This window comes from Erysipelothrix inopinata (assembly GCF_014396165.1).
GTDB lineage: Bacteria > Bacillota_I > Bacilli_A > Erysipelotrichales > Erysipelotrichaceae > Erysipelothrix > Erysipelothrix inopinata.
Window position 1 is genome coordinate 562,622 of sequence record NZ_CP060715.1, and the last position, 18,902, is coordinate 581,523.

Genomic DNA, 18,902 nt, shown 5'->3' on the forward strand with positions numbered 1-18,902 from the left:
ATTTATTTCGCTTGTTGTTTTAATACGATGGCAAGGATTGCAATATCAGCAGGGTTAACTCCTGATATACGTGATGCTTGTCCAACAGTTAGTGGTCTAATAGCGCTCAACTTTTGTTTTCCTTCGATTGATAAATTCTTTATTTCATCATAATTGATTGAATCTGGAAGCTTGATATCTTCCATCGCACGAAGTTTTTCTGCATCTTTAAGTGCTTTTTTAATATAGCCTTCATATTTAATTTCAACTTGAATTTGGAATGCTAAATCATTACGAACTTCCATTTGAAGAAGGTCGAGCAGTTCCATAAGTTCAATTCCAGGTCTTTTGACTGCATCATAAAGTGATAAGTCATGTGCTTCAAAAGGGATTGCTTTGCTTCAAAATAAGCCTCGAAGTCAGGAGTATGTGGAATCTTCACTGTTTTTGCATGTTCAATAAATTCATCAATTTCTTGAATATCTTTTTGAATTTGTACGTGATGATCTTCTAACAATAATCCGATTTCATGACCAAATCCCGATAAACGACGGTATGCATTATCATGTCTTAATAACAAACGGTATTCTGCACGTGATGTAAGCAGTCGGTATGGTTCAAGTGTTCCTTTTGTAACCAAGTCATCAATCATAACGCCTATATATGCTTCATCTCTTTTTAAGATTAATGGATCTTTGCCTTGATTTTTTAGAGCGGCGTTAATTCCAGCCATAAGACCTTGGCCTGCAGCTTCTTCATATCCGGATGTTCCATTGATTTGACCCGCTGTGAAGAGTCCATCAACTGTCATGATTTCTAATGATGGTTTCAGTTGAATTGGATCAATTGCATCATATTCGATTGCATATCCATATTTTTGAACACGACAATTCTCAAGTCCTGGAATTGTACGTAGTGCTTGGTCTTGAACTTCTTCAGGAAGTGAAGAACTCAGTCCTTGCACATATGTTGTATCTAACGATGCTGCTTCCGGTTCTAGGAAAATTTGATGACGATCCTTATCTGCGAATCTCACAATCTTATCTTCAATAGACGGACAGTAACGTGCTCCTACTCCTTCTACAACACCGGAATACATACTTGATTTATCAAGGTTTTGCTTGATAATATCGTGTGTTTTCTCATTTGTATACGTGAGGTAACAAGAATATTGTTCTTGAATGACATCTTCCTTACGAGTGCTGTTTGAGAAATAGTACGGCTTATCATCACCAGGTTGAATCGTTGTCTTACTAAAATCTATACTATCAGTATAGACACGAGCTGGTGTTCCTGTTTTTAATCTAAATGTTTTAAGACCAAGATTTCTAAGTGATTCTGACAACGCATTGGTTGTAGGTTCTCCATCGGGGCCACTAACTGTTACATTTGCGGATAGAAGAATCTTAGAACTCATATATGTTCCGGAAGTAATAATAACTGTTTTAGACTCAATGAGTTCGCCATCTTTAGTTCTAATACCGATTACTTTATTATTTTCTGTTACGATTTCTTCAACCATTTTTTGAACAATTTCAATCCCTGGTTCACTAAGCACTGCATCTCGCATTGCTTTACTATATTCAATTTTATCAGATTGGACTCTTAAGCACTGAACACCGGGTCCTTTACTTGAGTTTAATATTCTAAATTGTAACGCTGTCTTATCAGCGATTTTACCCATTACTCCGCCTAATGCTTCAATTTCTCTTACTACAATCCCCTTAGCAGGTCCCCCAATTGAGGGATTACATGGCATTGAAGCAATTCGATCAACATTAAGCGTAAATAATGCAGTTTTTTGACCCATACGTGCAGCAGCAACGGATGCTTCTACACCTGCATGGCCCCCTCCAACTACGATTACATCATACATATTCAACGCCTCCACAATGATTTTATCACAAATGCACTTAAATCATGATTAAATTGCATAAAGTCTTGACATAAAAGGTCAATAAGCATACTGTATTAGTATAAGTGGTACAGATGGGAGGTTTTATGTTTAATATCAATACTAAAGATACGACAACACCAATATTTGAACAAATCATTCAACAAGTTGCGAAAAACATCGCGCTTGGTATCTTAAAACCTAATGAACAAATACCTACTATCAGGACCTTAGCAAAGGAATTAGGGGTTAATCCGAATACTGTTTCAAAAGCCTATCACGAATGTGAAGTGGCTGGTCTTATCTATTCAATACCTGGAAAAGGGTCCTTCGTCTCAAAGCAAGACGATGGTATTATCACCCTTGTTGACTCAACCTATCGTACACTCGACATGACACTCAACAATTTGAGAGATCTTGGCGAGGAACCTAATGAAATACTTAAATATATAAGGAGCTATTTCAATGATTAGTTTTGTAAACGTGAATAAGAAATTTGGGGATAATCCCGTTTTAGAAGATTTATCATTACGAATACCAAAAGGATCTATTGTTGGACTCGTGGGTAAGAACGGTTCAGGTAAATCGACATTTCTCAGACTTGTCGCTGGTATTTATCACGCAGATGCTGGAGTTATTAATATTGATAATGTTAATATCTTTGATAATCCCGAGTTAAAAAAACAAATATTCTTTGTTAGTGATGAACCTTATTTCTTTAACCAATCTACACTTAAAGAAATGAAGGAATTCTACTCATTATTCTATGATAATTTTGATGAAGAACTCTATCAAGAACTCATCGATCACTTTAATATCCAAGAAGATACACCTATCGCAATGTTTTCAAAAGGGGCTCGTTGCCAGTATGCTCTAATTCTAGGAATTGCTGCTTCAACACCTATCTTACTCTTGGATGAATCTTTCGATGGACTGGATCCACTCGTTCGACTCTACTTCAGAAAATTAATCCAAGATCGATTCAATAATGTAGAACGATGCGTAATCTTATCGTCTCATAACCTTGATGATCTTGAAGCAGTTTGTGACCATTTTGGCGTGATTAAGGATGGTTCGATTGCTGAAGTTCAAACTAAAGAATCTCTATTAGACACATATCACAAATTTCATCTTTCATTAGAAGAAGAAATTGATTTAATTGCATTTGATGATTATGATTTTCTACATTTGTCGAAATATAATAAAAATTATACCATTGTTTTAAAAGGAGATGAGGTTAAGCTTGAGAAAGCTTTAGCTGAACTTCATCCAAAGTCGATGTACCACTCTAATTTAACATTAGATGAAGTATTTATTTATGAACTGGGGGAAGAAAAGTATGGCGAAATTCTTTAATGCAAAGTTAAATTTACCACTCTTCAAAAGTAACTTAAAGAAATATCGAGCAATGATGTTTATTACAGGTCTTTTGTTATTTGTAGTATTTCCGCTTCCCGTATTTATGTATCACTATACACAATCGGGTTACTACTTATTCTGGATTACTTTCGATTTCCCTAACTCACGACTTCTATTAACGTATGTTACAGCGGCATTACTCGTATTCATACCGTTTATGTTCTATCGCTATCTGTTTGATAAGACAGCTACAGATATGTATCACAGTCTTCCCATTAAACGGGGTGATTTATTCTTTACACTTTATATGAATTCATTCGTATTTGTAATGATTCCATTTATCATAAACTACTTATTAGGAAACGTTCTTGCTGCAGTAGCAATTGGGTCTTTCGACTGGAATCATACAATTTTGCTTCTCATAAGACTTGTGGCTATTTTCTTTGCAATTCTATCGCTACCTGTTCTTGTAATTATTAATACAGGAACGATATCTGACGCAATTTTATATACCGGAATTCTTCTTGCTGCTCCATTTCTTGCATACAATTCCATTGGTTCATTCTATGCTGGTATGGTTCCTGGTTTCCCGATGGTTAGTGAATTTGAAATCCTTGGACTTCTTTCACCTATCTCAGGTCTCTACTATGCTCAACAGGAAATCTTTGTTCGCTATGATGGGAATCTCTATGCATCTTATTGGTTGATATTATCTTTTGTAATTACATGTTTATCCATCAACATCTATACAAAACGATTATCAGAGTCTTCAGGGTCTCCATTCTCGAACCAATTATTCTTCCCAATTATAGCCTCAATTCTTACGATTATCGTATTCATTTACTTCATTGCATTCCGACATGATGTCTACAGTCAGTATGAGAAATTTATATCCTTCAAGAATCTGACGATACCACTGTTAAGTGCCTTCGTATTCTATCTCGTTTTAAATATCATTAAAGATAGATCAACGAAGAATATCTTTAAATCATTGGTTAATTTCGGAACTATTACAGTTATTGTGCTTGTTATCTGTTCTTTAATTTATTTTACGAAAGGATTTGGCTTTAGTAATCGTTATCCGAATGCTGCGAATGTCGATCGAGTTGAAATTACGATGAACGGATTCGATCCTTATGCCCCTCTTGAATTTAGAGATACGACATCCATTACTGATCCAGAGAGCATCGAGCGATTTATCGAATTCCATAAGGATATTATCTTTGAACTTGCAGTATATGAGACACCACAGCGTCTTTCTGAATCAAATCTTGTTGGATTTACTTACTTTAACGAAAATAATATGAAGATGGCTCGAACATTCTATGTAAGCCCAGAGTTATTTAATGATATTACTTTCATCAAAGGTGATTCAAGTGTCATTAAACAGTTCAATTCATTTTTAAAGAATGAGTTTAATACAGTTTCTATATATAATGATACATTCACTGAAAAGGTTAATGCGGATGTCATTCGTGACTCGCTCGTAGAAGCATATCGTAAAGATCTCATGGCGATGTCTCTAGAGGACCGTTATAACAACGGTACCGTATCAAAATACAACATTATCTCTAGCACGGTCAAAGATACTTACACGGATTATGAGGGACAACAGGTCGTTCAAATTACAGCGCCTCATCCTACACAAACTGTCATAGATGATCGCTTTATAAATACAATCGCAGTTATCGAAGAACATATGGCGAAAACAGCAACAGTTCCTGTTGAACCGCAATTTAATTTAATTGATGACAATTCTGATTCGGAATTCTTGACAACTGACGGTACTGTAAAGCTTGTTCAAGAAATATTTGCAGATCCTAACAACATTCCTATTGTGGAAAACAGTTCACTTGTTATCGATAACTACAAAGGAAAACTTGTGAATACAAATTACAATAAAGAAACATACAAAAAAGCATTCATTCGTGTTAAAGATGGTGAGATGGACATCCTTACTATCTTCCCAATTATGAATGAAGAATAAAGCAAAGGACGATTCGGTTGAATCGTCCTTTATTTTTATATTTTTTCGATAGGTTTGATACTTTTTAGTTCGATTGATTGATACTTGTCATCATAATCGATATCAAGGAAATATCCCAGTCCATTGGGAGCATCGAGAACTTTAAAGTCTGTGAACGGTAAATTTTGCATTTGAATTAGCAAACATTTAATCACACCTGAATGACAAACAAGCGTTGCAGAATCTAAACCATTTTCATGTAAATCACGAACGATACGGTTTACTTCTGTCATGATACGGTATGTAAAGGATGAGAATGTTTCTCCCCCTGTTGATGATTCATTGAGGAAGAACTCATCCATAAATGGAACTGGAACTTCTGATGCAACTTGATCTTCATACGATCCGAAATATATTTCTCGTAAACGTGGTGAGATTTCATCTAACTCAACTTTACCACCAAACAAATATTTGAAAGTATCTTTACAACGTGTTAAATCAGATGAGTAGTAACGATCTGTTCGTGGATAGTCATAACTATCACGGTACTCTTTTAATTCAGCAATTCCTTGTTCTGATAAGGCAACATCTGACCATCCGCTATAGATATTCTTTCCGTTTGCCACTGAAAATCCATGTCTAACTAAAACTAACTTCATTTATAATCTCCTTCTTAATTTATAACCTTACTTATGAGAAAACACATGCGTAGCATGTGTTAACTAATTAATGTTCCATTTTCCACATCACCTGCTGATACAAGTGTCATTGTGTTTTTATCCTTAGCTGCAAGGATCATACCTTCTGATACGACGCCTCTAAGGTTTGCTGGTTTCAAGTTAACGACAACTATAACTTTTTTGCCCACCAATTCTTCAACTGTAAAGTAATCAACCAATCCGCTTACAACTTGAACAACGTGAGATCCTAAATCAACTTTAACAAGATAAAGTTTATCTGCTTTAGGATGTTTGTTTACATCGATAATGGTACCGGTTCTCATTTCTGTTTCTTTAAATTGTTCAATTGAAATTGGATTTTCTACTACTACTTTTTCAGGTTCATTTTGTTTCTCAATTTTTTCGAGTGTTTCTTTCATATCTAAACGTGAGAAAATAATCTCAGGTTTTTCAACAACTGGATTGTTTAATTCATACAACCCAAATGTTCGAGCACTTTCAAATGTTGTTTCGTTCGTATTAATTTGCGCAAGAATTTTATCTGATGTTTCTGGTACAAATGAATGAAGAGCAATTGCTCCAATACGAATAAGTTCTAGTAAATTATATAGAACTGTTTGCAAACGATCATGATTTGCTTCATCTTTAGCAAGAACCCATGGTTGTGTTTCATCAATATATTTGTTTCCACGTCTAAACAGACTTACGATTTCAGAAATCGCATCGGCAACATGAAGAGTATCCATTTTTGCTTCAACATTTGGGATTAAATTTTTACATGCTTCAATAAGAGCACCATCGAGTGGGTCATGCACGTTATTCACTGTCAATGATCCACCAAAGTATTTATTAGTCATTGAAATTGTACGGTTTACAAGGTTTCCAATGATATTTGCAAGATCGGTATTAATACGTTCTACCATAAGTTCTGGAGTAATGTGTCCATCACGTTCAAATGGCATCTCGTGAAGCATAATATAACGAACAGCATCCACACCAAAGACTTCTGCATAGTCATCAACATAGACAGCATTTCCTTTTGATTTACTCATTTTACTATCACCTGTCAACAACCATGGATGACCAAAGATTTGTTTTGGTAATGGAAGATCGAGAGCCATGAGTAGAATTGGCCAGTATATAGTATGGAATCGAAGAATATCTTTTCCGATTAAATGGACATCAGCTGGCCACCATTCGTTAAAGAGTTCAGAGTGATTACCATCAACATCATAACCTAATCCTGTAATATAGTTCATCAACGCATCAATCCAAACATAGACAACATGTTTGTCATCAAAGTCTACAGGAATTCCCCATTTAAAACTTGTTCTTGAAACAGCAAGATCAATGAGGGGTTCTGATAAGAAGTTTTTCATCATTTCATTTTTACGTGATTCAGGTTGGATGAATTGAGGATGTTCATTAATGTATTGAACAAGACGATCTTGATAGTTACCAAGTCTGAAGAAATAACATTCTTCTTGTTGTCGATCAAGATGACCACCACAATCTGGACAGATACCATCTTCTACTTGAGAGTCTGTGTAGAATGATTCGTCCGATTTACAGTACCAACCTTCATAAGTTCCCTTGTATAAATCTCCTTGATCTACAAGTTTTTTAAAGACTTTTTGCACTTCTTCTTTATGATAATCATCCGTTGTACGTATGAAGTAATCATAATCAATGTTCATGAGTTCAAAGAGACCTTTTATTACCGAGGAAATATTATCTACATGTTCCTTAGGTGTAATCCCTGCTTTGATAGCATAATCTTCAATTTTTTGTCCATGTTCATCAGTTCCTGTTTGGAATCTGACATTATAACCTTGAGCTCTTTTAAAACGTGCAATACTATCAGCTAATACTATTTCATAGATATTACCAATGTGAGGTTTTGCTGATGTATAGGCAATGGCTGTTGTTATATAGTAGTTTTTTTTATCTTTCATACTTTTGCCTCCGCTATGTATCTGTATAATTATAGCCTATTTAGAGACTCTTAACAAGAAATCACCCAATGTATTTTGGTCAGTCCATGCCTAATCCTAGGTTTATTAAATTCATAATTTATCTGAGTTATTCTTTTTCATCGTAGATGAATTCACCCTGACCATATTTCTCAATGAGATACTTATAATAATCAATTTCACAACGTCTAATTCTACGAATGTAGTCTTCATGGTTGCTTCGTTGATTTTGTTTAAGAGCAAATACAACTCCAATGCTTAACATCAAAATTAAAATAGTAATATTCATAATCTGTCACCACCTTAATTCAATTTTAACAACCCCCAGCCGCCAACGAATATGACATATGTCATATTTCTTATCGGTTTTTAGGATATAATTAAAATAAGAGGTGAGTCATGAAAACAGTTAAACTCAATCAACATCATCATAATATCTTAAGCTATTACAATTTAGATCATCTTCCTAAAGAATTAATTCAGGCTGTTCAGTTTCGTTCCAAGGAACTCGTAGTTGAAGAAACTTATTCTTTTTCTCAACTTTATATAATTGTGACCGGTCGCGCTCGTGTTTATCGTTCAACTCAAGATGGGCAGAGTCATTTTCTATGTAATTATATTTATGACGGAATCATTGGTGAAGTAGAACTTATGAATGGTTCTCAAACAGTAGAATCATCCGTAGTAGCAATTACAGAGTTTGAATGCCTCGCAATACCTTATGATATTTGTGCAAATGAAATCAATACAAATCATCAGTTTCTTATGACCATCAGTGAATCACTGGCCAAGAAGGTTCGTGATAATGCAGATAATCTTGTCTCCCTCGCTTTCAATACAGGAGAACAGCGACTCTGCAGCTACATTCTTAATAACGCAAATGACGATTATTTTAGTGATACCCTAACCGAAGTTTCAAAACTTGTAGCTCTTAGTTATCGTCATGTACTCAGAATTCTTAATCAGTTATGCAACGATAATATTCTTAGTAAAGAGAAATCTGGCTACCAGATCACGAATCGTAAATCTTTGATTAATCTCTCAGGCTATTAATTGACGCAAAAAAAGGAGGATTGTAATCCTCCTTTAACTTATTATGACTTTCTATCTTTTTTAGCTTGCAAACATTCTTTGCAAATTCCTTCAAACGACATGTCATGTTCTAAAACGAGACAGCCTAATTCTTTTTCAACCAATTCATGAAGGTTATCTTGATATGGAATTTCCACATCCAAAATACGATTACATTCTTTACATCTGAAGTGATAATGGTCGTGTAAGTTTTTATCATAGATAAATCCTAGTTCAGGATGGCGAACACGATTAATCATTTTTTCCGCATAAAGAACATTCAGATTTCGGTATATTGTTGCAATACCTACTGTCTTACCGTTTTCTTTCAATTTAGTATGAATTTCATCCGCAGTCATATGACCTTCAGATGCTTGAATTAAATCAAGAATTTCTTGTCTTTGTTTTGTAAGTTTGATACTCATTATCATCACCATATTAATTATAGCACAATTTTAACGATCACCATTAAAAATTGAATTCTTAACAATGACGTAGTCAACTTTACGAATTGCTTCGAGATCTTTTCCACCAGCATAGGATATTGATGATTGAAGATCTTGCTTCATTTCATTAAGTGTATCAGCGATTTTTCCTTTATGCTCGATTAAGATTTTTTTACCTTCAACGTTTTTGTGTTCACCTTTTTGGAATTGTGATGCACTCCCGTAGTATTCTTTATAAACAACACCATCTACTTCCACTGTTTCTCCAGGTGATTCTTCATGTCCTGCAAACAGTGATCCAACCATACACATGGTTGCTCCAAAGCGAATTGATTTCGCAATATCACCATGATCACGGATTCCACCATCAGCGATTAGTGGCTTACGTGCAGCTTTAGCACACCAGTGAAGTGCAGCAAGTTGCCATCCACCTGTACCAAATCCTGTTTTAAGTTTTGTGATACATACTTTACCCGGACCGATTCCAACTTTTGTTGCATCAGCTCCAGCATTTTCTAAATCACGAACTGCTGTAGGTGTTCCTACGTTTCCAGCAATAACAAAGCTTTCTGGAAGTGTTGCTTTAATATGACGAATCATATTAATAACTTGTTCAGAATGTCCGTGAGCAATATCAATCGTGATATATTCCGGATAAACTTTGTCTTCTGCTAATTTTTTAATAAAATCATATTCACTGTCTTTAACACCCACACTAATAGATGCATACAGACCTCGAGAAATCATGTCTTTAATGAAGTCGTAACGACCTTCTTCATCGAAACGGTGCATTACATAGAAATAGTTATTTTCAGCAAACCATATTGCTAAACTCTCATCAATAATTGTTTGCATATTTGCAGCAACGATTGGCATATCAAACGTACGGTTCCCCAATGTGACACGTGTATCACACTCAGAACGACTCTTCACAATGCACTTATTTGGAATTAATTGAATGTCTTCGTAATCAAATATTTTCATGTTATCTCTCCTATTTTATGTCATGATATTGCGCATAAAGTTCATTTTTAGATACTTTATAGCGTTTAGCAACCGCATTGATAGCTCGTGATACCGAAGTTCCCGAGGCAATCTCTGAATCAATCTCTTCAATCAATGTATTCAATGATATTTCTTCTTCCTCTTCTGATTTTCCAATAAGAAGAACAAACTCACCCTTAATAACATCAACTGCTTCAATGACTTCTAAAACTGGACCCCTCAAGAATTCTTCATGAACTTTGGTAAGCTCACGAACTAAACATATTTCTCGATTACCTAATTCATCATACACGATTTCAAGTGTCTTTGCTAATTTATGCACTGATAAATAATAGATTGTTGTCATGGGGAAATCTTTATATTCTTGAAGTTGTTTTCTTAAAGCATTTTCTTTATGTTCTAAGAATCCAATGAATGCAAAAGGTTGTGCAATAAGACCTGATGCGACCAATCCATTGAGGAAAGCACTGCTTCCCGAAATCGGTACAACATTAAAATCTGCTTCAATTACCTTCTTAACTAAGAATTGTCCTGGATCAGAGATTACGGGATACCCTGCATCACTAATCAAAGCCACATTTTTTCCTTGCTCCAAAAGATCAATGATCCCTTGAGCACTTTCATTCTCATTAAATAAATGATGACTAATCATTTTCGTATGAATATCAAAGTGTGAGCACAGTTTATGGGCGTTTCGTGTATCTTCCGCAGCGATGATATCGACTGTCTTCAATATTTCAATAGCACGCGGTGTCATTTCTTGTAGATTTCCGATCGGCGTGGCAACAAGATAGAGCGTTGCTTGGCCATTTTTAAAGCTTTGTTGTTTAATCATAAGTCCTCCGTTTAACGATGATAACGTGTGATTTCATAGCACAGTTGATCAATGACAAGATTAGTATTCACCCCAGGGCGAATCCGATCTTTAATATCAACGAAGATTTGTACATAATTGAGGGCATCTTCATCGGATACATTTTGTTTTAACTTCAACATTGATTCATGTTCACGATGGTGATATATCGCAATGAGAATATCCATAAATGTTGGTAGTGTTTCTTTGGTTACAATCTTTTCTTTAATTGCTCGACTTTGCATCGCAACAAGAGCCGGTTGAACTGAACCTTTATTGACATCGTTCGCAAAATCAACACAGAGATTCATGAGTGGATTGAATGATTTATCTTCAACCAACACATTTAGTTCTGCTTCACTGCTACATATTTCTGATAAGATTACGGATGTTAAGGGATCGCAGTCTTGATCGATAGCTGCTTGATATAGAGATTCTCTACCTGTTTCTTGTAAAGAAATTGTCAGACATCGTGATTGAATTGTCTCTAGTACACGTCCTGGATAGGCAGTGGTAAGAATTGCGACAATATCAGATTCCGGTTCTTCTAAGAATTTAAGGATACTATTCATTGCAGCAGTACTTGCTGTTTCCACATCCTCAAGGATATATACTTTTTTTCCTTCAATTTCAAAAGATGTTTGAGAGAAGTATTCCTTCAACGACAGGATATCTTCTTTCTTTATGGATCCTTCAGTATTTTCAAGAATACGAACATCGGAATGTTGATTATTCACGACACGTTCACATGTTGTACAGTGCTCACAAGGACCCTTATCTTCATGTGGACACAATAAAGACATTGCCATATATTTTGCAAATGACAATGTATCTGTTTTACCTGTTACAAGATATGCGTGCGAAACTTTATTCTTCTCAATTTGTTTTAGAAAGAAGGATAAAGCTTGCGGTTGACTAGTCTTGAAGTTCATGGTTAATAATTGCAATGACATCGATAAAGACATCTTCTTCTGATTGATCAGCATTCACAACTTTAATGCGATTTGGGAATTGTTTTAACACTTCAAGATATCCTTCGTATACTTTTGTATGGAAAGAATCTCCTGCTAATTCCAAACGATCCATTTTATCGCGACCATGAATTCTTTGAAGTCCTTTCAAAGGATCAATATCTAGGAATATCGTGAGATCTGGCATATAGTTTTCAATTGCGAAACGATTAATTTCAAAAACATCTTCCATACCAATACCACGAGCATACCCTTGATACGCAAGTGAACTGTCAATAAAACGATCACATACTACAATCTTATTATCTTCGAGTGCTGGTATAATTTTTTGTGTAAGATGCTGTCTACGACTGGCTGCATACAACAAAGCCTCTGTTCGATCATCCATTTCACTGTGGTTTGGATCTAAAATAATATCACGAATTTTTTCTGATATTTCAATACCACCTGGTTCACGTGTATAAATCACATCATAATTTTCTGCTAAATAATCCGCAACTTTTTGCGTTACAGTAGTTTTGCCACTACCATCTGGACCTTCGAACGAAATAAAATAACCCATTTCAACACCTCTTTTTAATTATTATATCATCATGAAGTGTTTAAAGTAAGTTATAATAAAAGAGAACTATTAAAGGAGTCAAAAATGTCCAAAAATATTAAAGATACTTTCCGAAACGTTGGAAATGATAAATTTTATGTCATCGTTACTGCATTACTATTTTTAGTTTTAGTTCTTAACTATTTCTGGCCTGCTGTGTTCTTTGTTTATATCAGTATGGTCTTATTGATTCTTGATTTTGTTATCATTGGATCATTTTTCTTTAAACGAAAGAAGGATAAAAATAATGGCTAAATCACTCACTATCCCTAAAAAATCTAACGAAAGAAAAATTAAAGATGGCATTGTCGTCGATACTTATGAAGCAGACTTTGAAACTCAAGCAGGTACAATGACTGCCCAACTCCTTCGTCATGATGGTGCCGTATGCATTGCCGCTACTCACAACAATCAAGATTTCTACATCGTTGATCAATTTCGCTTTGGAATCGAAGAAATTATGACTGAATTTCCTGCAGGTAAGATTGATGAGGGTGAAACCCCACTTGAAGCGGCGCATCGCGAACTGGCTGAAGAAATTGGTTATGCCGCTCAGACGATTGTTCCGCTTGGGAAAGTATACTCATCGCCTGCTTATATTGATGAAGTAATCTATCTCTACTATGCTACTGATTTATCCTTTGTGGGACAAAATCTTGATGAACACGAAGAACTCAATATTTATACATTAACGGTAGATGAAATTAATGATCAAATAATGAACGGTTCTATAGATGATTCAAAATCTCTTGCAATGGCTTACCGTCTCGAAAATTATCTAAAAAATATATAAAAAAAGACCATCCTCATTAGATTTGAGGATGGTTTCTTCTTATTCACCTTTTGGTAAGATAAAGACTTGTTCTTCTGACATTGATAACAGGTAAGTTCCTCGTGCATAATTTTCAAAATATACAGGATCTTCCAATTTAGCTTTTTCTGAAGTAAGATTTTTGTTCTTTTCCTTCACGCCATCAAGTTCAGATTTTACACTCGATAATTGCTTATTGAGCTTTACGGTTAAAATAACTTCGTTAACAGATTTCGTTAACATGAGAATTGAAATAGCGAGGACTACCACACCTAAAACAATCGATGCCCCTCGAACTATTGGCGATTTCACTCTTCTTCTTGTTACTTTTTTTGTCATCGTGCTACGTCTTCCTTTTTAGTATTTGTCATCTCTATTATACTGACATTCTCACCTTTTGCAAGAGTTGTCAGGATTCGTCGGACTCACGGCTGATCTTAGTATCTGAGATTAATTCATACATTGGGGGATTATTTCGCATGATTTTCTCACTCAAAAATGTGACTTCAAACTTAATATGGCGGTGCTCAAAGCGAATTTCCACAACATCACCTACAAAGACATCGGTTGATGGTTTCGCGAGTTTATCATTAACAAATACCCGTTCATCATCGGCTAACTCTTTCGCAACGGTACGTCTTTTAATGATTCGTGATACTTTTAAATATTTATCCAGTCTCATTCTGATTTCTCCTTCATATTTTCGAGTATGTAAATTAAATCTTCCACCCATTCATCATACATTGGCATGGATATCTTAATGGATTGAGAAACATATTTTACATTTATTTCTGAGGATTTTTCACTGATTAATTCGAAGAGTTTAATGCCATCGATACGACTGCTGTATTCCTCAGTAAAACTTACTTCGACCTTATTCATACGTTCCTTAAATGATTTAATACGTTCATCATTTAAGAATAATTCTAAACGTTTCTTTTCGAGTAACATTGTTACGGCATTCGGCAATTGACCGTAGCGGTCTACAACCATTTCATTGAATGTTTTCAACTCATCTAAGGTTTCTATTTGATAAATTTGTTGATAAAGGTCTAATTTCTCACCATCATCACTCGTAAATTTATCAGGAAGATATGCATCAATCTTTAAGTTGTAAGACTCTGTATCTTTAAGTGGTTGGGCTTTGGTTCCTTGTCGTTCATCAATGGCTTCCTTTAATAGCTCAATATAGAGATCAATCCCTACCGTATCAATAAATCCTGATTGATTCCCACCTAATAGCTCTCCTGCTCCACGAATCGTGAGGTCACGCATCGCAATTTTATAGCCACTACCAAGTTGTGTAAACTCTTTAATCGCTTGGAGGCGTTTCTGTGCGACTTCTGAGAGTCCTTTTTTCTCGGGGACAACAAAGTATGCATAAGCAAGCCGATCCGATCTCCCAACACGACCTTTTATTTGATACAACTGAGACAATCCAAAGCGATGTGCATTTTCTACGATGATTGTATTTGCATTTGGAATATCAATACCTGTCTCAATTATTGTCGTACATACAAGCACATTTACTTCCTTCGCAATAAATTGCATCATCACATCTTCAATTTCATATCGATCCATCTGACCGTGCACAACTGCAACCTTAGACTGTGGAATGGCTCTAGCAATACTATTTGCTACTTCATATATTTGCTCAACGTTATTAAAGAGATAGAATACTTGTCCATCACGATTTAATTCCTTAATCATAATGTCATGAAGTGTTTTCTTATTCTTTTCAATCACATATGTCATAACAGGAAGTCTGTTTGAAGGCGGTGTATTAAGTTGCGATAGTGAACGTAAGCCAATCAGTGACATTTGTAGAGTTCGAGGAATCGGTGTTGCACTCAATGAAAGTACATCAACTGACACCTTAAACTCTTTAATTCGTTCTTTATGTTCGACACCAAAGCGTTGTTCTTCATCTATTATTAAAAGTCCGAGATCATGAAATTTAATATCCTTCGATAATAGACGGTGCGTACCCACCAGAATATCTACTTTACCTGCTTTCACATCTGCTACGATTGCTTTTGCTTCTTTATCAGAAACAAAACGATTTAAGACTTCGACACGAATTGGATAATTTTCAAATCGTTTTCTAAGTGTACGTGTATGTTGTGCTGAAAGAATGGTAGTAGGACATAAGAACGCAACTTGCTTGCCATCTACAAATGCTTTGAAGGCTGCACGAATAGCAACTTCAGTCTTACCAAATCCAACATCACCACATAGTAAACGATCCATAGGAAGTTCACTTTCCATGTCGGCTTTAATCTCTTGAATAGCCACTTCTTGATCCTTAGTTAAATCATATTTAAACTCAGATTCGAACTGTCTTTGATAATCATTGTCCGGACTGAATGCATGACCTTTACTTTTCATTCTCGTAGCATATAAAGCGACAAGACGATCCGCAACTTCAGCCACGTCTTTTTGAATTTTTTCTTTGCTTTTCTCCCAACTCTTACTGCCAAGTTTACTTAATCGTACAGCAGTAGCATGTGAAGAAAGGTATTTACGAACCAGCGTAAATTGCTCGAGTGGTACAAAGAGTTCATCGCCGTCACGATACATGATTCGCATGAAGTCTTTTTGAATTCCATCGATTTCTTTTGTTTCAATTCCCATGTATTTTCCAATACCGTATTGACGGTGGACAACATAGTCAAAAGTATCCAAATCTTGAAGTTGGTTGAGGGTTTCCGCCTTAGAAAACTTATTATCATATTTAAATCGCTTCCGAGCATATTGGAAAAGTTCTGTTTTAGTGAGAACCATGGTTTGAATATCATCAAGGATAAATCCAGTTTCAATTTCTGAATAGACGATATAAATGCCATTCTTCTGAGGTTGTTGGCTTTCCAGCTGGTAGGAAACATTCATTGAAATCAATGTGTTAATCATCGTTTCCATGCTTTCTGAATCAAGTGCAAGGATTACTTTTTGAGTGATGGCTTCTTTTTTCAACCAGAGTACCGTATCGTTCAAATTATCGGAAATGATATTAGCTTGGTGCCATGGAATCACAACATCATCACTGCTTTGATATTCATGAGTATATTGAATTGTTTCTTGTTCGAGATAAGGATTCATTGAAGCATATATCTTTGATGATTCAATGTATACAGCATCATTATAGTGATCTTCAACAAATTGGAAGACGTCCTCTTCATTTTGTCGTAACGTACGCTTAAATCCTTCAATTGTACTGATTGATTTCTTAGCTGTATCACAATATTCAAAGATTGTTTCATACTCATCCCAGTGATACAAAAGTGGATACATATTGATATCATAGTTACCCATTTTTAACATCTCTAAAATTACTTCAAGATCATATCTTGATTCATCATCTGTTTCTTTAATAATAAGTTTAGCGGCAAGTTTTTGACACGTATCTTCATCCAGAATAATATCTTGAGCAAAAATAATTTCTGCTTGCTTTACGGCTTCAATAGACTGTTGGGTAGCACTATCGAAGGTACGCATACTATCGATCTCTGTATCAAAAAACTCGATTCGAAGTGGGTTTTCCATCTGAACAGAATAAACATCACAAACTCCCCGCGCAACGCATACGTAAAAGGTTGTTCAACATATTTGGCACGCGTATATCCCATTTGATCTAAACGCTTCGTGAGTTGTTCAAGCGGTAAATCTTGACCGACTCCAAGCGGTATAATGGTCTCTTTTAAAACATCATGTGGAGAAATTTTACGTACGCTCGCAACTGCATGGGTAACACAAATATCGTAGTTATTCGTTATGATCTGGTAGAGTGCCTGAATCCGCTGTGCACGTAGTACTTCAGATTGAGTAATCGCCTCAACCCTCAAAGATTCTTCTTGTGAGTAATAAACAACATTTAGTTCATGGTTCATTCTTATAATTTCTTGAATTAATTCTGAGGCTTGTTGTTCATTCTCTTTCACAATCATCAATGGTTTCTTATAGCTCTTTACATACCCAATAGCAAGTAGTGCTTCCTGAGTCTTCGTGAGATGCGAAAAAGAGTGACTATTCTTTGAATACTCACTCATGATTGGATGTTTTTTTAGATAACTATTAATCCATTCCATCGTTTAATCTTTCCTATTAAATTCATTCATTATCTTCATAATATCAGTTCCAATTGCAAATGAATAGGCACATGCAATACCCCTATCAATCGCAACACCATCATCCATCTTACCTAAGACATAGTCCACAGTTTTAATAATAGAACTTTTACCAATTCCAATTTTAAGTCGGTTAAATTCCTGTGTTCCTAAATGATTGATAATACTTTTAATTCCGTTTTGTCCACCTGAACTCCCTTTTAAGCGAATACGAATGACCCCAATTTCAGAATCTAAGTCGTCACTCACTATTAAGAGATCATCCAAATCAAGATCATAATAACGAACAATCTCTCCTACGGTTTCTCCCGATAAGTTCATATAGGTTTGTGGTTTTACAAGCATAATCTTTTGACCTTGGTAGTGCCCGACTCCTATTAATGCTTTATGTTTCTTCGTATTAATATCAATATTTAATTTATCAGCCAAACCATCCACAACCATGAATCCTGCGTTATGGCGTGTTTTTTCATATTCTTTTCCAGGATTACCCAATCCAACGATAACTTTCATCTAATCCTCCTCAAAAATTAAAAAGAATAAGGGGATTCCCCTTACTCTTTATTTGCATCATATACAATTCTTAAATGACGATCGCGTCCTTTTCCTTCACTTTCAGTACGAACATTTGGGAAATTTGTGAGTTCTTTATGAATGACACGGCGTTCATCATTTGGCATAGGATCTAGCGAAGCATCAACTTTTGTTCTTTGAACTGTCTTCGCAATTCGCGTTGCCATTGCTTTTAATTTTACATAGCGTTCTGTCTTATAGTTATTAATATCAACCATAACGTAGAAGCGACGTTTGAATTTAGCATTAATTGCATTTCTTAATAGTGTATTGATACCTTCTAGAGATTTTCCAGATTTACCAATTAAGATAGCATTATTCTCAGCATTGAGTGTTACCTTAATATTTTGATTATTTTGTTCCACATCTACTTCAACTTCTAAACCAAATCCATCAAAGAATGATTTAAGATAATCTTCTGTAAATGTTTTAACTTCAGATAAAGCGTAGACCTCAGCAGTAACACTCGCTCCAATACCTAGAAAACCTGTTTTTTCTTCGATCACATAATAAACCAGTTCACTTTGATCCACATGTTTCTCTTGAGCGACTTGAGTAAGTAACGCATCCAACGATTTTGCAGTATATTGTTCCAC

Annotated in this window: 18 protein-coding genes and 2 pseudogenes; 6 read left to right on the forward strand and 14 right to left on the reverse strand. The window is 35.3% G+C overall.

Annotated features, from left to right (window positions below; translation table 11 throughout):
- Window positions 1-2: 2 nt before the first annotated feature.
- Window positions 3-1,855 (reverse strand): annotated as a pseudogene (gene mnmG, locus H9L01_RS02790) (tRNA uridine-5-carboxymethylaminomethyl(34) synthesis enzyme MnmG).
- A gap of 125 nt (window positions 1,856-1,980) precedes the next feature.
- Here mnmG and H9L01_RS02795 point away from each other — a divergent pair.
- Genes H9L01_RS02795 through H9L01_RS02805 form a run of 3 tightly spaced genes read left to right on the forward strand, consistent with a single transcriptional unit; the run spans window position 1,981 to window position 5,219 of the window.
- Complete coding sequence (locus H9L01_RS02795; protein ID WP_187534513.1) at window positions 1,981-2,346, forward strand: GntR family transcriptional regulator; 366 nt, start codon at window positions 1,981-1,983, stop codon at window positions 2,344-2,346.
- A complete protein-coding gene (locus H9L01_RS02800; protein ID WP_187534514.1) occupies window positions 2,339-3,229 on the forward strand; it encodes an ABC transporter ATP-binding protein in 891 nt (296 codons plus the stop codon). The genes H9L01_RS02795 and H9L01_RS02800 overlap by 8 nt, the downstream gene beginning before the upstream one ends.
- Window positions 3,213-5,219 carry a hypothetical protein gene (locus H9L01_RS02805; protein ID WP_187534515.1) on the forward strand — a complete coding sequence of 669 codons (2,007 nt, stop codon included), beginning with the start codon at window positions 3,213-3,215 and terminating at the stop codon, window positions 5,217-5,219. The genes H9L01_RS02800 and H9L01_RS02805 overlap by 17 nt, the downstream gene beginning before the upstream one ends.
- Window positions 5,220-5,254: 35 nt before the next feature.
- Here H9L01_RS02805 and H9L01_RS02810 read toward each other — a convergent pair whose 3' ends face one another.
- The 3 genes from H9L01_RS02810 to H9L01_RS02820 all read right to left on the reverse strand — a co-directional run bounded on the left by H9L01_RS02810 (window position 5,255) and on the right by H9L01_RS02820 (window position 8,140).
- Window positions 5,255-5,857: a histidine phosphatase family protein gene (locus H9L01_RS02810; RefSeq protein ID WP_187534516.1), complete on the reverse strand. Its 603-nt coding sequence runs from the start codon at window positions 5,855-5,857 to the stop codon at window positions 5,255-5,257.
- Window positions 5,858-5,916: 59 nt separating this feature from the next.
- Window positions 5,917-7,833, reverse strand: a complete 1,917-nt coding sequence (metG, locus tag H9L01_RS02815; RefSeq protein ID WP_187534517.1) for a methionine--tRNA ligase — start codon at window positions 7,831-7,833, stop codon at window positions 5,917-5,919.
- Window positions 7,834-7,960: 127 nt separating this feature from the next.
- Window positions 7,961-8,140, reverse strand: a complete 180-nt coding sequence (locus H9L01_RS02820) for a hypothetical protein (protein ID WP_187534518.1) — start codon at window positions 8,138-8,140, stop codon at window positions 7,961-7,963.
- Between the two features lie 110 nt (window positions 8,141-8,250).
- Between H9L01_RS02820 and H9L01_RS02825 the strand changes: the two genes are divergently transcribed.
- Window positions 8,251-8,904: a cyclic nucleotide-binding domain-containing protein gene (locus H9L01_RS02825; RefSeq protein ID WP_187534519.1), complete on the forward strand. Its 654-nt coding sequence runs from the start codon at window positions 8,251-8,253 to the stop codon at window positions 8,902-8,904.
- Window positions 8,905-8,945: 41 nt separating this feature from the next.
- On the opposite strand, the gene H9L01_RS02830 is transcribed toward H9L01_RS02825, so the two are convergent.
- The 5 genes from H9L01_RS02830 to tmk are packed head-to-tail and all read right to left on the reverse strand — an operon-like array spanning window position 8,946 to window position 12,759.
- Entirely contained in the window at window positions 8,946-9,347 is a 402-nt protein-coding gene (locus tag H9L01_RS02830) for a Fur family transcriptional regulator (RefSeq protein ID WP_187534520.1), read from the reverse strand.
- A gap of 30 nt (window positions 9,348-9,377) precedes the next feature.
- Window positions 9,378-10,352 (reverse strand): GMP reductase, encoded by a 975-nt coding sequence (gene guaC / locus H9L01_RS02835; protein ID WP_187534521.1) that lies wholly within the window; start codon window positions 10,350-10,352, stop codon window positions 9,378-9,380.
- Window positions 10,353-10,362: 10 nt separating this feature from the next.
- Entirely contained in the window at window positions 10,363-11,208 is an 846-nt protein-coding gene (gene rsmI / locus H9L01_RS02840; protein ID WP_187534522.1) for a 16S rRNA (cytidine(1402)-2'-O)-methyltransferase, read from the reverse strand.
- Between the two features lie 11 nt (window positions 11,209-11,219).
- Window positions 11,220-12,158, reverse strand: coding sequence for a DNA polymerase III subunit delta' (locus tag H9L01_RS02845; RefSeq protein WP_187534523.1), 939 nt, complete (start codon window positions 12,156-12,158; stop codon window positions 11,220-11,222).
- Window positions 12,142-12,759 (reverse strand): dTMP kinase, encoded by a 618-nt coding sequence (gene tmk / locus H9L01_RS02850; RefSeq protein ID WP_187534524.1) that lies wholly within the window; start codon window positions 12,757-12,759, stop codon window positions 12,142-12,144. The genes H9L01_RS02845 and tmk overlap by 17 nt, the downstream gene beginning before the upstream one ends.
- Window positions 12,760-12,843: 84 nt before the next feature.
- Between tmk and H9L01_RS02855 the strand changes: the two genes are divergently transcribed.
- A complete protein-coding gene (locus H9L01_RS02855; protein ID WP_187534525.1) occupies window positions 12,844-13,053 on the forward strand; it encodes a hypothetical protein in 210 nt (69 codons plus the stop codon).
- Window positions 13,046-13,591: an NUDIX hydrolase gene (locus H9L01_RS02860; RefSeq protein WP_187534526.1), complete on the forward strand. Its 546-nt coding sequence runs from the start codon at window positions 13,046-13,048 to the stop codon at window positions 13,589-13,591. Before H9L01_RS02855 ends, H9L01_RS02860 begins: the two co-directional genes overlap by 8 nt.
- Window positions 13,592-13,630: 39 nt before the next feature.
- On the opposite strand, the gene H9L01_RS02865 is transcribed toward H9L01_RS02860, so the two are convergent.
- The 5 genes and pseudogenes from H9L01_RS02865 to H9L01_RS02885 form a co-directional block, all read right to left on the reverse strand.
- Complete coding sequence (locus H9L01_RS02865) at window positions 13,631-13,948, reverse strand: septum formation initiator family protein (protein WP_187534527.1); 318 nt, start codon at window positions 13,946-13,948, stop codon at window positions 13,631-13,633.
- A gap of 70 nt (window positions 13,949-14,018) precedes the next feature.
- Complete coding sequence (locus tag H9L01_RS02870) at window positions 14,019-14,291, reverse strand: RNA-binding S4 domain-containing protein (protein ID WP_187534528.1); 273 nt, start codon at window positions 14,289-14,291, stop codon at window positions 14,019-14,021.
- Window positions 14,288-17,694, reverse strand: a pseudogene (gene mfd, locus H9L01_RS02875) (transcription-repair coupling factor). Before mfd ends, H9L01_RS02870 begins: the two are co-directional and overlap by 4 nt.
- Window positions 17,695-17,697: 3 nt before the next feature.
- The gene (gene pth / locus H9L01_RS02880; protein WP_187534529.1) at window positions 17,698-18,246 is read right to left on the reverse strand and encodes an aminoacyl-tRNA hydrolase; all 549 of its coding nucleotides are present in this window, start codon (window positions 18,244-18,246) and stop codon (window positions 17,698-17,700) included.
- 41 nt (window positions 18,247-18,287) lie between these two features.
- Entirely contained in the window at window positions 18,288-18,902 is a 615-nt protein-coding gene (locus tag H9L01_RS02885) for a Jag family protein (protein WP_187534530.1), read from the reverse strand.